The 14,863-nt window shown below is 71.4% G+C and carries 10 protein-coding genes; 2 read left to right on the forward strand and 8 right to left on the reverse strand.

All coding sequences use genetic code 11. From position 1 onward, the window contains the following. Positions 1 to 28 precede the first annotated feature (28 nt). A complete protein-coding gene (locus tag ACYQ0U_RS03725) occupies positions 29 to 244 on the forward strand; it encodes a hypothetical protein (RefSeq protein ID WP_459969556.1) in 216 nt (71 codons plus the stop codon). Between the two features lie 3 nt (positions 245 to 247). Here the strand turns inward: ACYQ0U_RS03725 and ACYQ0U_RS03730 are convergent, their stop codons facing one another. From ACYQ0U_RS03730 to ACYQ0U_RS03765, 8 genes are all read right to left on the reverse strand, one after another. Continuing rightward, a complete protein-coding gene (locus ACYQ0U_RS03730; protein WP_459969558.1) occupies positions 248 to 706 on the reverse strand; it encodes a cupin domain-containing protein in 459 nt (152 codons plus the stop codon). Between the two features lie 367 nt (positions 707 to 1,073). Beyond that, positions 1,074 to 2,285 carry an HNH endonuclease signature motif containing protein gene (locus ACYQ0U_RS03735; protein WP_459969561.1) on the reverse strand — a complete coding sequence of 404 codons (1,212 nt, stop codon included), beginning with the start codon at positions 2,283 to 2,285 and terminating at the stop codon, positions 1,074 to 1,076. Positions 2,286 to 2,549: 264 nt separating this feature from the next. After that, entirely contained in the window at positions 2,550 to 3,710 is a 1,161-nt protein-coding gene (locus tag ACYQ0U_RS03740) for a class I SAM-dependent methyltransferase (RefSeq protein ID WP_459969563.1), read from the reverse strand. After that, positions 3,707 to 5,650, reverse strand: a complete 1,944-nt coding sequence (locus ACYQ0U_RS03745; protein ID WP_459969566.1) for an FAD-dependent oxidoreductase — start codon at positions 5,648 to 5,650, stop codon at positions 3,707 to 3,709. The genes ACYQ0U_RS03740 and ACYQ0U_RS03745 overlap by 4 nt, the downstream gene beginning before the upstream one ends. Beyond that, entirely contained in the window at positions 5,643 to 6,359 is a 717-nt protein-coding gene (locus tag ACYQ0U_RS03750) for an anti-sigma factor (protein WP_459969568.1), read from the reverse strand. The genes ACYQ0U_RS03745 and ACYQ0U_RS03750 overlap by 8 nt, the downstream gene beginning before the upstream one ends. Then, entirely contained in the window at positions 6,356 to 6,958 is a 603-nt protein-coding gene (locus ACYQ0U_RS03755) for a sigma-70 family RNA polymerase sigma factor (protein ID WP_459969570.1), read from the reverse strand. Before ACYQ0U_RS03755 ends, ACYQ0U_RS03750 begins: the two co-directional genes overlap by 4 nt. A 30-nt stretch (positions 6,959 to 6,988) precedes the next feature. Then, entirely contained in the window at positions 6,989 to 7,645 is a 657-nt protein-coding gene (locus tag ACYQ0U_RS03760; protein ID WP_459969572.1) for a fasciclin domain-containing protein, read from the reverse strand. 68 nt (positions 7,646 to 7,713) lie between these two features. Further along, complete coding sequence (locus tag ACYQ0U_RS03765; protein WP_459969574.1) at positions 7,714 to 9,213, reverse strand: molybdopterin-dependent oxidoreductase; 1,500 nt, start codon at positions 9,211 to 9,213, stop codon at positions 7,714 to 7,716. Positions 9,214 to 9,345: 132 nt separating this feature from the next. Between ACYQ0U_RS03765 and ACYQ0U_RS03770 the strand changes: the two genes are divergently transcribed. Continuing rightward, positions 9,346 to 14,856 (forward strand): DUF7507 domain-containing protein, encoded by a 5,511-nt coding sequence (locus ACYQ0U_RS03770; RefSeq protein WP_459969577.1) that lies wholly within the window; start codon positions 9,346 to 9,348, stop codon positions 14,854 to 14,856. The last annotated feature ends 7 nt before the right edge of the window (positions 14,857 to 14,863 follow it).

Raw genomic sequence — 14,863 nt, forward strand, 5'->3', positions numbered from 1 at the left:
CCGGTGGACATCAACGTCGGGAGGCGCCGTGGAGCGAGCGTTCTACTTCTGGACCGGTGCGATCCTCGCCGGGTTCTGGGGGTTCTTCGCTGTCTGGACCTATGGCTCCCACGACCCCGACGGGTCCCGCACCAACATGTTCTGGCTCAGCGTCGGCGGCACGATCGTGGGCGTCGTCCTCCTGCTCGTGGCCGTCATCGCGACGGCGGTGGGGATCGCGCTCCGCGAACGAGCCTCCGAGTGACTCCTAGCGCATCTCTGGATAGTCGCCCAGTACCTCGGTGCCGTACTCGGCAGCGAGGGCTGCCAACCGCTCGGGGTCGGTGAGCAGTTCCTCCTCGCCGATCGCGGCGACCGCTGCGAAGATCCGCTCGAATCCGGGCGGGGACACGATGGTCAGCATGCGTACTGGGTCGGCGGACAATCGTCGAAGCGCATGCGGCGTGCCCCTGGGAACCACGATGAAGGCGCCACTCGAGGCCTCGGACGTGATCCCGTCGGACCAGAGCTCCACCCGCCCTTCGAGCACGTAGAACGACTCCTCGGCGTCGGGGTGAGCGTGCAGCGGAGTCGTCTCCGCCCAGAACCTCTCCTCCATGAGCGAGTAGGCGTCTGCGACGTGCGAACCGTCGGTCTTGAAGTGATACGTGGACCCCAAGGCAGTGACCTCATCTCCACCTGTGGGAAGCAGAAACACTGACGACATCGGCTCCCCCTGACGACCGGTGGGCCAAACGCGGGCCCGGACTCAGGTGCACAAGGATGCCCCGAGAGCGAGGTCGATGTCACGCATGGCGCTGCCGGTCGAGCCGGCGACGGTCAGCACCGCCAGGCGATGACCGGTGAAGAGCGCACTCCCCTCCGCTGCGCCCCTCTTCACGAGGCACTGCAGAGCACGACGGCAGCAGCGCCACCGACCAGGACGCCGCGCGCGTCGTCGTGGTGCCACCTGACTTCGAGGCGGGCTGGCGGCGCGACCGGGTAGCTCGCCATAGCGCCGTCCTTCCCGCTCAGGCTCGGCACTCCGTGAGCACAGGTACTCGCATCGACGCTCCCATGCCGAAGGCACGGATCTAGCCCCGCCGACGGTGCCGGCGGGGTGGGGTCAGTCGATATGTCGTGGGTGGACGAGGCCCATGGGTGAGGTCCACTCGATGGTGTGGGGGTCGAGGAGTCGGTAGGTCCAGCCGCCGGTGGTCTTGAGCCGGTGATGGCCTCGACACAAGGGGCAGGAGGTTGGCGGTGGTGGTCGCGCCGTGCGGGTAGGGGTCGCGGTGGTCGAGGTCGCAGCCCCGGGCGGGGCGGTCGCAGTCGGCGAACACGCAGGTGCGGAACCTTGCCCGGACCTGTTCCTTCATCAGCGGGGTCGGTGAGTAGGCGCCGGTGGACATCTCCTCGGCCAGGTCCAGGACGGGTCGGACCGTCACCCGCGTGCCCGCCTCCTGGCACCACTCCTGGACCTGCTCCGGGGTGACCACGGACCGGGTGTTCTCGACCTCGACCATGGCCTGCCCGGGTCGGGCGTGGGCATAGAGCACCAGCTCGCGCTGGGCGGGCTCACCGGTGCCTCCGGTGGTGCCGACCATCCCGAGGGCCATGGAGCGGCGCACGTCGAGCGGGAGGGTGGGGTCGAGGGTGGCGGCGGTGGCGGTGAGGAATTCGTCGAAGGCCAGGGCGTCGGCGAGCCCGGCCCAGGCGGTGATGGGGACCTGGCCGGTGGCGCTGATCCCGCGGTACTGGACCTGGACGCCGCGCTGCTCGGCCTCGGCCAGGCGACGCCGCTCGGCCTCGGCGGGGTCGTGCTCGGCGCGGGCCTGCTCGACCTGGCGTTCGATCTCGGCCCACGAGCACCTGCTCGCCACGATCGCCAGCCGCTGGTCGACCGCGGCAGCCGCCTCGGGGGACAGGGTGCGGGTGTCCTGGGCGATCTTGCGGGCCTTGAACACCGCCACCTCCCCGGCCATCACCCGTCCCCAGATCCGGGGGAGCCGGTAGCACAGCTCGATCGCGTCGCCGATGAGCCGGGCGCCGGGCTCGTGCTTCATCCCGACCGCCAGCGCGAACTCGGCGACCGCGGACTCATCGATCGTCGGGGCACCAGCGCCGGCGACCTCCAGGGGCCGCATCCCCCACTCGATCTCCGGCTCGGGCTCGTCGCCGGGGTTCAGCTGCGCCCACTGCACGGCCTGGACCAGCTGCTCGACCTGCGCGTCCGCGATCACCGTAGCGGTGTCCCGGGCAGCGGTCAGCACCTCCTCGGCGCGGATGCGGGTGGTGGCTGCCATAGGTCCACTCAACCAGGACCCACCGACAGTCGAAGGCCCCAGAACCCCTTGTCCACAAGGGATCTGAGAATTCGAAGGTAAAGAAAGAATTCTGCCCCGGCCATTCTGCTACGGCCCGGGCCACCACGGTCGACCCCAGCGGACCAGAAACCCGACGGCGGACCGTAACCCGCGTTCCGGTGACCCCAGGCTGCGGTGACCACCCATCCCTGTAAGTCCGCGAAGCCGACGGACCCGCAGCTTGGCGACACCAGGGCGAGGAGGTCAGGCACCCGGCCGCTCCAGCGTCAGCTGCTGCACGTCGAGGTAGCCCGAGGCGAAGCCGGCGCGCGAGTAGGCCAGGTAGAAGTGCCACATCCGGATGAAGGTCTCGTCGAAGCCGAGCTCGAGGACGTCGGCGCGCCGGGCGAGGAACGTCTCGTCCCAGCGGCGGAGCGTCTCGGCGTAGTCCGGCCCGAACGCGAGCCGGTCGACGACCGCGAGCGTCGTCTCGGCCGCGCAGACGTCGTCGATCACCTGCGCCGACGGGAGGAAGCCGCCGGGGAAGATGTACTTGTTGATCCACGTGTAGCTGCCGCGCGTCGCGAGCATCCGGTCGTGCGGCATGAGGATCGCCTGGATCCCGACCCGCCCGCCGGGCGCGAGGACCCGGTCCAGGGTCTGGAAGTACGCCGGCCAGTACTCCCAGCCGACGGCCTCGACCATCTCCACGGAGACGACGGCGTCGTAGGTCCCGGTGACCTCGCGGTAGTCGCAGAGGTCGACCTCGACCCGGTCGGCGAACCCCGCGTCGGCGATCCGCTTGCGGGCGAGCTCCTGCTGCTCGGTGGAGAGCGTGATCGACCGGACGGTGGCGCCGCGGGCGGCCGCACGGACGGCCAACTCGCCCCAGCCGGTGCCGATCTCGAGCACCCGGGTGCCCTCCTCGACCCGGGCGGCGTCGAGGAGACGGTCGATCTTGCGCAGTTGGGCCTCGTGGAGGTCCGAGGAGGTGTCGAAGAGCGCGGCGGAGTAGGTCATCGACTCGTCGAGGAACAGGCGGAACAGGTCGTTGGAGAGGTCGTAGTGGTGGGCGATCAGCTCACGCGACTGCTCCGTGCTCGGCCGGTGCCGCGCGGGGGTACGCCGCCCGACGAGTCGCCGCGCCCGCTGGAGCGGACGCGGGACCAGGTCGGCGATGTCGGCCGCGAGGACGGTGAGGAAGCCGGCCAGGTCAGGCGCGTCCCAGGCGCCGGACAGGTAGGCCTCCCCGAAGCCGATGAGCCCGTCGCGGCCCAGCCGGTCGAAGAACTCCTCGGGCCGGTGCACGACCATGAGCGGGCCGCCGCGCCCGATCGAGCGGCCGTCGAGGGACACCGCGACGTCGAGCCGGTCGACGGCGCCGACGAACAGCCGTCGTGCGACGGCCGACCGGAGTGAGGTCACCGGACACCTTCCTGGTGGTGGGCGGGGCGGGGACGGACCGGCAGGCGGCGCAGCCAGAGCACGATGCCGTGCAGCCGGATCAGCAGGGCGCCGCGCAGGGCGGCGGGTGCCGCGCGCAGCGCGCCGTGGGTGGAGCGCGTGCCCTGGAGCGAGGCGCTGAAGACGGCACCGTCGTCGGAGTGCAGGGTCACGGCCACGTCGAGCCGCTCGTGCGGGACGGGGACGGCGAGGTCGTACCAGCCGTCGGTGCCGTGGAACGGCGAGACGTACATCGCCTTGTCGGTGCGGGCCCGGCCGTTCGCGTCCGGGTGGACGAGGTAGGCGTGCCGGTCGCCGTAGGTGTTGTGCACCTCGACCACGACGCACGGCCGGTCGCCCTCGGGGTTCACCCAGAAGACGCTGATCGGGTTGAAGCAGTAGCCGAATACGCGCGGGTGCGCGGCCAGCCACACCTTCCCCGACCCGAGCTTGATCCCGTGCCGGGCCAGGAAGTCGGCGAGGTTCTGCCGGATCGTGGACGACGGGTCGCCGAGGTGGTCGCGCGGCTCGAACCCGCCCAGGAGTCCCGCGGAGGGCAGGTGGTCGAGGTCGACCAGCCACGTGTGCGACCGGTGCGTGAAGGTACGCCGGAACGGAGACCGCCGGGTGTGCCGGATCGTCGTCTCGTAGACGCCGGTCGCCGGCACCGGCGGCGCGTCCCACGACAGCCCGAGCCGCTCGACCGCGGCGAGCCCGGAGCGCGCGCCGTCCTCGTGGAATCCCCAGCCGTGGTAGGCGCCCGCGAACACCACGCGGTCCGAGTCGATCTCCGGCAGGCGGGCCTGCGCGGCGACCGAGGCCGGCGTGTAGAGCGGGTGCTCGTACTCCATCCGCTCGATGACCCGGTCCGGGTCGACGAGGTGCTCGCCGCCGAGCGTGACCAGGTAGTGCGTGTCGGTCGGCAGCCGCTGGAGCCGGGTCAGGTCGTAGGTCACCGTGACGTGGCCGAGATCGTCGGCCGGGCGCCGGAAGTTCCACGAGGCCCACGCCCGCCGGGCCTCCGGCAGCAGGGACGTGTCGGTGTGCAGCAGCGCGACGTTCGGCGAATAGCCGATCGCGCCGAGCACCTCGCGCTGCGCGGGCGTCGGGTCCGCCAGCATCGCCAGCGCCTGCGACGGGTGCGTGGCGATCACCACGGCGTCGTACGACGCGACCCGGCCGTTGCCGTCGGTGATCTCCACGAGGTCGCCGATGTCGGCGATCGACGTCACCTTGGCGCCGGTGCGCACCTCGTGGATCGCGGCGCCGACCCGGCGGACGTACTCGTGCGAGCCGCCGGTCACCGTGCGCCACCGCGGTGACCCCGTGATGCTGAGCATCCCGTGGTGCTCGAGGAACGCGAACAGGTAGCGGGCCGGGTACTCCAGCGCCACGGCCGGGTCGCACGACCAGACGGCCGCGACCAGCGGCTCCATGAAGTGCCGGCGGAAGTACGGGGAGAACCCGTGCCGCTCCAGGAACTCCGCCAGCGTCACGTCGTCGCGCAGCCGCCGGGCCAGCCGGTGGAAGCGCGGGACCTCCGCCAGCATCCGCAGGTACGCCGGACGTCCGAGATTGCTCGGCGAGGGGAAGAGCCCCGTGGCGCCGAGCGCACCGGCGTACTCCAGCCCGGTGGCGTCGTCGCGCACCGACATCGACATCTCGGAGTCCTGGGTGCTGACCCCGAGCTCGCGGAACAGCCGCAGCAGCGTGGGATAGGTGCGCTCGTTGTGCACGATGAAGCCGGTGTCGACGGCCAGCCCGCCGGACCCGTCCTCGACCCCGTCCTCGATCCAGTGGGTGTCGGCGTGGCCGCCGAGCCGGTCGTCGGCCTCGTAGAGGGTGACCCGCGCGGAGCGGGACGCGACGTAGGCCGCCGTCAGGCCGGCAACGCCGGACCCGACGACGGCGATCTCACGCACTCGGCCTCGCGAAGTCGAACAGCGCGATCGGCTCGGACGTCGGCTTCGGCGAACCCCCCTCGGGCTCCACGGTGATCCCGACGGCGGTCGCCGTCGCTGCATCTCCCTCGAGGACGACCGTCTGGTCGGCCTCGACCGGCATCAGTCCGGCCGACACCATGCCCTCGTCGGGCTGGGCGTACCAGAGCTGGAACACCTTGCCCTCCGGCGGCGCCGCCATGTCCGTGGTGACGATGACCGACCGGCCCACCGAGTCGGAGTGGGTGACGGTCGCGGTGGAGCCGTCCTTGAACTCGAGCGTGGACTCGCGGGCGTCGGGCGCCCGCAGCACCTGGTCGGCCACGGAGAGCTGGACCTCGCTGGCCTCGTCCCACGGCTGCTGGGCGACCACGACACCGCCCCCGGCGATCAGTGCTGCCGCTGCCGCGGCCACCAGAAACCGGGCGGTACGCCGCCGCCGGACCGTGGCGGCGGACACCTCGGGCGGCAGCGGACGCACGGTCCGGATGCCGGCGAGCACGCGGTCCCGCAGCTCGGGGGGCGGCTCGGTGGTCGTCGTCTCGGCGATCATCGCGGCGGCCTCGCGGAGGCTCGCCACCTCCGCCTGGCACTCGGCGCACTCGGCCAGGTGCCGCTCGAAGGCGGCCCGCTCGAGGTCGTCGAGCGCGTCCACGGCGTATGCGCCGGACAGCGCGTGGATCTCGGTCATGAGCTCACCCCCAGGGCGTCGCGCAACCGGATCAGGCCGTCGCGGATGCGAGTCTTGGCGGTGCCGACCGGCAGGTCGAGCATGGTCGCCACCTCCGTGTGTGTGTATCCCCCGAGGAACGCGAGGCCGACGGCCTCGCGCTGCACGGATGTCAGGTTGGCGAGGGCCCCGCGGACGCGGTGCGCCTCGATGGAGGCCTGGGCGGCCTCGGCGGTCGCGTCATGCGCGACGTGCTGGTTCTGCGTCTCGTAGGTGACGTCGCGGCGGCTGGCCGCCTCGGCCGAGCGGACCCGGTCGACCGCCTTGCGGTGGGTGATCGTCAGCAGCCAGGCGAGGGGGCTGCCGCGGTCGGGGTCGAAGCGGGACGCCGTCCGCCAGATCTCCAGGAAGGCCTCCTGGGTGACCTCCTCGGCCTGCGCCGGGTCGCGAACCACCCGCAGCGCGAGCCCGTGGACGCGCGACGCGGTGGCGTCGTAGAGCTGTGCGAACGCCGCTTCGTCGCCCCGGCTCGAGAGCCGCAGCAGCTCGACGAGGTCAGGGCCGGACGCCCCGTCCGCTGGGGACGGGGCGCCGGCGCCGACGGGCCTCAGGTGTTCCACTTCTGAATCCTCGCGGATGACCGGTCAGGGTCAGGGCATCAGGACGGAGTCGATGACGTACACCGTCGCGTTGGCCGTCGGGATGTTGCCGCACAGCACCGCCGCGCCGGCCTCGCCCACGGTGAAGTCCTCACCGGAGCCCTCGACCGTCAGCTCGGTGCCTTCGAGCGTCTCGTGGGTGCCCGCGAGCTGCTCGGGCGTGAGCTCTCCCGGGACGACGTGGTAGCTCAGGATCTTGGTGAGGGTGGGCTTGTCGGCCAGGACGGCCTTGAGGTCCTTGGCCGGGATCTGCGCGAACGCGTCGTCGGTCGGCGCGAACACCGTGATGCCATCGGCGGAGTTCAGGGTGTCGACCAGGCCGGCCTCGCCGACGGCGGTGACCAGCGTCTTGAGCAGCGGGTTCGCGCTCGCGGCGGTGGCGACCGGCTCGGTGGCCATGCCGTTGAAGGACCCGGCGCCGTCGGCGGGGATCGAGGAGCAGCCGGCGCCGAAGGTCTGGGCCCCGGCGTCCGTCGTGTCGCTGCCCATGTCGTCGGAGGTCGACTCGTCCATCGGCGACTCGCTGCTCGCCGAGGAGGACGTGTCGGCCGCGGTGTCGCCGGAGTCGTCGCTGCAGGCAGCGAGACCGAGGGTGGCGGCGAGGGCGAATGCGGCGAGGCCGCTGGTACGGCGCAGGGAGCGGTTCATGGTGAAGCCTTCCGTGGGGGTCTGGACGTGAGGTGTTCGGTGCTGTGGGGGGATCGGATTGGTGTGACTCAGGCGACGTTCACGACGATCTGCTGGATGCCGCTGGAGCCTCCGGGGAACGGCGTCGCGCGGACGGCGGTCTGCACATCGCCCTCGCCGTCGACGGCGCGGACGGCGAGCGTGTGCTGGCCGGTCTCGGCGGTCCACGGCAGGTACCACTGCCGCCAGTAGTCGTGGCCGGCGGACGGGCCGAGCCGGGCCTGCTGCCAGGGGCCGCCGTCCACGCGCACCTCGACCTTCGCGACCCCGCCCTGGTGCTGGGCCCAGGCGATGCCGCCGATCACCGTCCGTCCCGGCTCGACGGTCGCGAGCGGCTTCGGGGTGTCGATCCGGCTGGAGATCTTGATCGGGGCGTCGGTCGCCCAGTCCCGCTGGGTCCAGTAGGCATCCTGCTCGGCGTAGGTGGTCAGCGTCATCCGGCTGATCCACTTGCACGCGCTGACGAACCCGTAGAGCCCGGGCACGACCATCCGCGCCGGGAAGCCGTGCTCGCGGATGAGCGAGGCGCCGTTCATGCCCACCGCGATCATCGCGTCGCGACCATCGGTCGCGAGGTCGAGCGGCGTGCTGATCGTCATGCCGTCGACGTCGGTGCTCAGGATCTGGTCGGCACCCGTGCCGTCGATGCCCGCGCGGCCCAGCAGGTCGGTCAGCCGGACACCGAGCCAGCGCGCGGCCCCGATGTAGCGGCCGCCGACCTCGTTCGAGACGCAGGTGAGGGTGATGTCGCGCTCGATCAGCTCCATCGCCAGGAGATCGTCGAAGGTGAACGTCACCTCCCGCTCGACGTCGCCGTCGATGGTGAGCGTCCAGCCGTCGACGTCGACGATCGGTAGGGTGAGTCGCGTGTCGACGCGGTAGAAGTCGGCGGTGGGCGTGCGGAACGGCGTGATGCCCTCGATGCGGTCCTCGAGGCCGGCCGGGAAGGATCCCGCCGGGTCGGCGGCCGCAGGGAGGTCCACGGCCGTGAGGCCGGTGCGGTACGACGTGATCCAGCGTCCCGCGCCGGCCAGACCGGCCGCGGCGACCGCCAGCACGCCGCCGGCGACCAGCACCCCCCGCCGCCCGCCGGCGGCGGGGGAGGGCCGGACGGTCCGGACCAGCCAGACCAGCGCGCCGACGCCGGCAGCGCCGGCGACCAGGCTCGGCAGCACGTCGAGCGCGGTCGCCCCGGATCGGGTCACGGCGGCCACCGCGGGGATCGCGACGAGCGCGACGAGCAGCGTCGCGCCGTACGCGAGCCGGCGTCGGGCCAGCAGCCCGGCGACCGCGGCCAGCACCAGTACGCCGGCCAGCACGGACCCGACGAGCACCGCCTTGTCGTGCGTGCCGAACTCCCGGATCGCCCACTCCTTCAGGGGTGTGGGCGTCAGGTCGATGACGGTGGAGCCCACGACGACGACCGGTGACGACGCGGGCTCGAGGAGGCTCGCGGCCAGATGGCCGGCGGCGACCCCCACGACCGCGGAGAGCAGGCCGAGGACGGCATGGGTGAGTCGGTTCCTCATGCAGGTGGTTCGGAGCGGACCGAACCTCAGGATTTGCTCAAGACGGGGTGTGCGCCCCGGATCCACCCCTACGGTTGCCCAGAAGTCGCATCTGTACTGCCCGGGAACGGGCTGAGGCTGGGGGGCCAGGCGATGACGTCGCTGACGCGCGCAATTTCGGAGCATCCGCACGACCGGGCACGCCGGTACGCCGTGATCGTGCTGTCCGTGGCACTGGTCCTCGGAGCCCTCTCCCTGGTGCTGCTGCCCGCGGCGCCCGCGCAGGCGACCGGGTCCGCCGGGTCGTCCAGCTCACCGCGGTTCGTGTGCACCACCGACGCGGTCTACAGCATCGACGGCGACTCGCACGTGCTGAGCAGGATCAACCCGACGGCCGGCACGCTGACGTCGAACGGCACCATCCCGGCGAGCAGCCGCGACGACCTCAACGCGCTCGCGCTGCCCAGCGGCGGGGGGCGCTACATCTACGCGTTCAACCGGGCCGACAACCAGGTCGTCCGCTTCGACGCTGACACCAACGACGCCGACACGTGGAACGCGCCCGCGAACACCAGCGCCAGCAGCGTGATCGCCGGCGCCATCAACCCGGCCAACGGCATCTACTACTACGCCTCCGGCGGCTCGACCTGGAAGGTGTTCGCGTTCAACACGAACACCAACGCCTCCATCGGTCAGGTCGCGACGATCTCGGGCCTCTCCAACAACGGTGACTTCGCCTTCGACGCCGTCGGCAACCTGTACGTCGTCAGCAACGCCAGCACCACGGCCGCCGGGACCTTCGCGCGCGTCAACGCGCCGGTCCCCACCAGCGCGGGCAGCTCGGCCCTCGCCGCGACGGTCCTCGCGACCCTGCCGGACAACTCCGGCCAGTACGCCTCGATGGCCTTCAACGCCGACGGCCACCTCGTCATCGGCACCAGCTCCGGCAAGGTGCTCAAGGTCAACCCGTCCAGCGGCGCGCTCGTCCAGACCAAGACCGTCTCGGCCAGCCTCTCCGACATGGCGTCGTGCAGCGCGCCGAGCACCGCATCGGTCCGCGTCGACCTGCCGCAGGGTCGCCACCACAACAACGACCAGTTCAAGGTGACGCTCACCGGCGGCGGCGTGACCAGCGGCAACACGGGCACGACCACCGGCACCGACACCGGGCTCCAGGACGACGCCGGCGAGGTCGCCGGCCCGGTCGTCGTGCTGCCGAGCACGACCTACACGATCACCCAGACCACCGGGAACGGCACCACGGACCTGAACGACTACACCACCACGTGGAAGTGCGTGAAGAGCGCGGACGGCACCACCGTCGCGCAGGGCACCGGCAACGGTGGCACCTTCACGATGCCGTCGACCTCGGGCCACACCGTGGTCTGCACGTTCACGAACCTGCCGCTGAACCCGGCCATCGAGATCGACAAGACCGGAAGCGCGATCAACGACCTGGACGGCAACGGCCCGGACGCCGGCGACACGATCACCTACGGCTTCAAGGTCACCAACACCGGCAACGTCGCACTGAGCGCCATCGCGGTCACCGACGTCAAGGTCGGCACGGTGACCTGCCCGCAGACGACGCTGGCCGTGGGCGCGAGCATGACCTGCACGCCCAAGACCTACCCGCTGACCCAGGCCGACGTCACCGCCGGCAAGGTCGACAACACCGCGACCGTGACCGGCACGGGCCCGGGCGGCCAGACCGTGACCGACGACGACAGCGTCTCCACCACGGTGCCCGCGAACCCGGCCATCGCGCTCGACAAGACCGCGGGACCGATCACCGACGTCGACGGCAACGGCCCGGACGCCGGCGACACCATCACCTACTCGTTCAAGGTGACCAACACCGGCAACGTCCCGCTGAACCCCGTCACGGTCAGCGACCCCAAGGTCGGCACCGTCACCTGCTCGCCGAACCAGCTGGCCCCGGGAGCCACCGTCGCCTGCACGGCCACGCCGTACGCCCTGACCCAGGCCGACGTGAACGCGGGCCGGGTGGACAACACCGCGACCGCCACCGGCAAGCCGCCGACCGGCGGGAACGTCACCGCGACCGACGCGGTCACGGTCGTCGTCCCGATGGTCCCGAAGATCGAGATCGACAAGAGCGCCGGGGCGCTCAACGACCTCGACGGCAACGGCGCCGACGCGGGTGACCAGATCAGCTACTCGTTCGTCGTGACCAACACCGGCAACGTCGCGCTGACCCTGGTCGCGGTCAACGACCCGAAGCTCGGCGGCGCGATCCCGTGCCCGACCACGACGCTCAACCCGGGTCAGTCGATGACCTGCCCCACCAAGGTCTACACGCTGACGCAGGCCGACGTGAACGCGGGCCGGGTGGACAACACCGCGACCGTCACCGGCAAGCCGCCGGTGGGCGACGAGGTCACCGCCGACGACTCGACCACGACGGGCCTCCAGGGCACGCCCGCGATCGAGCTCGACAAGACCGCGAGCGCCATCCTCGACCAGGACGGCAACGGCGCGGACGCCGGAGACAAGATCAGCTACACGTTCAAGGTGACCAACGTCGGCACCGTGACGCTGGACCCGTGGTCGGTCTCCGACCCGAAGGTCGGCGCCATCACCTGCCCGACCGACCCGCTCGCGCCCGGGCAGAGCAAGACCTGCACGGTCGCGAGCTACACCCTCACCCAGGCCGACGTGGACGCCGGCAAGGTCGACAACACCGCGACCGCGACCGGCAAGCCGCCGGCGGGGGCGAACGTGACCGACACGGACTCGACGAGCACCCCGGTCCCGGCGTACCCGTCGATCCTGCTGGACAAGACGGCCGGTGCGGTCACCGACACCGACGGCAACGGCCCGGACGCCGGCGACACCATCGCCTACTCGTTCAAGGTGACCAACACCGGCAACGTGACGCTGAACCCGGTGACGGTCGCGGACCCGAAGGTCGGCCCCGTGACCTGCCCGACGACGCCGCTCGCCCCGGGCGCCCAGGTCACCTGCACCGCGGTGACCTACCCGCTGACCCAGGCCGACGTGAACCACGGCAAGGTCGACAACACCGCGACCGCGACCGGCAAGCCGCCGGTCGGGAGCAGCGTGAACGACACGGACTCGACCACGACCCCGGTCCCGGCCGCTCCGGCCATCACGCTGAGGAAGACCGCGAGCGCGATCGACGACACCGACGGCAACGGGCCGGACGCCGGCGACAGGATCACCTACGGCTTCACGGTGACCAACACCGGCAACGTGACCCTCACCCCGGTCACGGTGACCGACCCCAAGGTCGGCGCCGTCACCTGCTCGCCGAACCAGCTCGCCCCGGGAGCGAGCGTCACCTGCACCGCGGCGCCGTACGTCCTGACCCAGGCCGACCTGAACGCCGGCAAGGTCGACAACACCGCGACGGCGTCGGGCAAGCCCCCGGTGGGCTCCGAGGTGACCGCGCAGGACTCGACCACGACGCCGGTCGCGCCCACCGCGAGCATCAACCTGGTGAAGACCGCCAGCACGGTGCACGACGTCAACGGCAACGGCATCGACGACGGTGACACGATCACCTACACGTTCCGGGTCACGAACACCGGCAACGTCACGCTGACCAACATCACCGTCGCCGACCCCAAGGTCGGTCCGGTGACCTGCCCGAGCGCGCCGCTGGCTCCCGGTGCGTCGATGGACTGCGACCCGCGCGTCTACACGCTCACCCAGGAGGACATCGACCACGGCTCGGTGGACAACACCGCCGAGGTGACCGGGACCCCGCCGAGCGGTGGCACCGTCACCGACGACGACTCCCGGACCGTGGACCTGCCGGCCACCGGCTCGATCCAGCTCTCCAAGACCGCGAGCGCGATCGACGACGTGGACGGCAACGGGCCGGACGCCGGCGACACCATCACCTACTCGTTCCGGGTGACCAACACCGGCAACGTCAAGCTCGACCCGGTGACGGTCTCGGACCCGAAGGTCGGCCCGGTCACCTGCCCGTCGGGCGGCCTCGAGCCCGACCAGTCCTTCGACTGCACGGACGTGACCTACACGATCACCCAGGCCGACGTGACCGCGGGCAGGGTCGACAACACCGCGACCGCGACCGGCAAGACGCCCGGCGGCGGCACCGTGCAGGACTCCGACGCCACGACGACCCCGGTCCAGCCGACGGTCACGAACATCAAGGTCAAGAAGACCGTCGACGACGCGACGCCGCGGGTCGGTGACGTGATCACCTACACGCTGACCGTCACCAACACCGGTGCCGCGGACGCGATGGACGTGGTCGTGACCGACGCCCTGCCGAGCGGGGTGACCTACGTGTCCGCGGACACCCCGTGCACCCGGTCCGGCTCGACCGTCGCCTGCGCCCTCGGCAAGGTGCCGGCCGGGGCCACCCGCACCCTGGACGTCCAGGCCAGGGTGGACCCGCTGCCGGCGATCGGCGCCGACCACCAGCACCTGTTCGACGTGCAGAAGACCGAGGTGCACGTGGACGTCGACTACGACGACCGGGCGACCGGCACCGTCTCCTGCATGCCGGGCTACGTCGTCACCGACGGGTCGGGCCGCATCGACCACGTCGACCAGGGCACCGGCACCCTCGCCGACGTCCACATGACGGAGAACCGGGCGATCGGCAACGACAGCTGGCGGACGACGTTCGTGAACGAGGCCATGGGCCGGGCCCAGGCCAAGGTGTTCGCGGTCTGCGTGAAGACCGAGAGCGAGACGGTCGGCAACCACCACCACGACATCGTGGTGGGGGCGCAGCTGTCCGAGACCCACGCCCTGCCCACCGGCCGCACCGACATCACGATGACGTGCGGCCCGGGCCAGACCCCGATCCAGCCGGGTTACCAGCTGAACGGGACCGCCCCCGTCGTCACGACGTACCCCGACGGCGTCAACGGCTGGCGCTTCGGCGTCGTCAACGACGGCGGCGCGACCGCGGGCACCTTCACGATGCGCTGCCTGGACGACCTGGTGAGCACCGCGAACGGGCACACCCACCAGCTGGGTCTCGACGAGATCCGCAGGACGGTGACCGTCCCGGCCGGGCAGGCGGCGGAGTTCACGCTCACCTGCGCGGACGACGCCAAGGGCATCGTCGCCGGCTACGACGTCGACCCCGGTCTCGTCGTCCTCGGCAACGACCCGCGGCCGATCATCCGGGTGTTCAAGCTCTACAACCCGAGCAACGGCCCGCTGTCGGCGAGGCTCTACCTGCTCTGCCTGGAGAACCGCACCGAGAGGGGCGCCGACCAGGGCGGCACCATCAAGAACACGGCGACCGTGACGACGTCGACCCCGGAGACGACGAGCACCGACAACAGCTCGAGCGTCACCGTCCAGGTCGACACCTCGCCCGCGGTGGTCCCGGTGGCCCCGCTCGTGGCGTCGCCCTCGTCCAAGGTCGTCTCCACCACCGTGAAGTGCGGTGCGGGCGGCGGCACCTGCCAGGGCGTGGCCACGCTGGTCGCGGCGTCGACGACGAAGATCGGCGGCACGACCGTGAAGGCCGGCACCGTCCTCGCCAAGGGCGGCTACCGGATCAAGTCCGGCGCGAAGGCGACGCTGCGCCTGACCAAGACCGCCCTCGGCAAGAAGCTGCTGGGCAAGATGAAGAAGGCGCACCTGAAGATCGGCGGCGACGTCCGGACGGTGCGCATCAAGCACTGACCTCGGG

The sequence above is a fragment of the Nocardioides pyridinolyticus genome (assembly GCF_054653575.1).